This window comes from Vibrio sp., assembly GCF_984391705.1.
Genome location: NZ_CFHWOM010000169.1, coordinates 1 through 1,062, shown reverse-complemented (window position 1 = coordinate 1,062; position 1,062 = coordinate 1). Strand labels below are relative to the sequence as shown.

The 1,062-nt window shown below is 41.6% G+C and carries 2 protein-coding genes; both read left to right on the top strand.

The features are described 5' to 3' along the window. Positions 1–240: ecotin family protein (locus tag AC4MRV_RS22180; protein ID WP_491189423.1), on the top strand; the 240-nt coding region annotated here is incomplete at its 5' end. Continuing rightward, positions 237–545 (top strand): MliC family protein, encoded by a 309-nt coding sequence (locus AC4MRV_RS22175; RefSeq protein ID WP_005533088.1) that lies wholly within the window; start codon positions 237–239, stop codon positions 543–545. The genes AC4MRV_RS22180 and AC4MRV_RS22175, both read left to right, overlap by 4 nt. Positions 546–1,062: the final 517 nt, after the last annotated feature.

Sequence of the window (1,062 nt, the reverse complement as noted above, 5' to 3'; positions counted from 1 at the left end):
GGCGGCAGTGTGAGCGAGCATTCGCTAGAAGGTTGGGGTTACACTTACTACCAAGTTGACGCTTCTCCAGCAGGCGGCATCTCTACATTAATGGCTTGTCCTGAAGACATGGAGAAGGTAGAGACTTTCGTTCAAATGCCAACACGCGACCTTTACCGTTACAACAGCAAGCTACCTGTTGTGGTTTACGCACCAGCGGATTTGGACGTGAACATTCGCGTTTGGGCGCCTGAAGAATGATTTCTCTTCCGGCTAAAATCACTTTGACCCTAGGTAGTTTGCTTGTACTTGGAGGCTGTACTTCCAATGTGCCAGAGTACCAATATCAGTGTGATGACGGCCATCAGTTTGCTGCCCGTTTTGAGCAGGAAAAAGCGCGGATTACCGTTGATGGCGCAAGAGAGCTTGAGCTCAAACAAGTCCGCTCGGCTTCTGGTGTAAGGTATCTATCTCATGACCAAATGTTAGTGCTCCACACCAAAGGTGACGAAGCGATTTTGATCGTCAACGAAATATCGCAGAGTACATGTCGCATTACGAAGTAATCCGATCGCTCAAAGGCTTGGTTGATACCGAGCCTTTTTTATACTCAAAAGCTAAACGGATTGTATTCGGCGAGTGATTCCAGTGAATATTGAGGACTTGCGTCTCTACACAGAGCTGCACCAGTTCTATTTTGTACCTGTTTTCCGCTCTATGTTTAAAGGTAAGTCAAGCAGACTTATCGTAAGCTGAGGTGAGATATCTGCCTAATTTATAAAATCTTAATGTTCAATGTGTAACTAGTAACAAAGTAGCAATACCTATTTAGGTCTTCTATCACTTAAAGTTGATGTAATTGTCTGCGTTTATCAATTTTTTCTCTCTTTTTTGAAAAATCTCTTATTCCCGTAAATGTTTACTCCTTCACTTTTCCCATACCCCCCTTTCCTTATTGCTTGTTTTGTTTTTTTAAGTTGTTGATATTTATAGTTTTCATCTTTTTTGGTGAAAATTTGTTCAATGGAATATCTCTTACAGAATTAAACGAGTTAAGCCAATAGTGATAAGTTCGCAATTGAT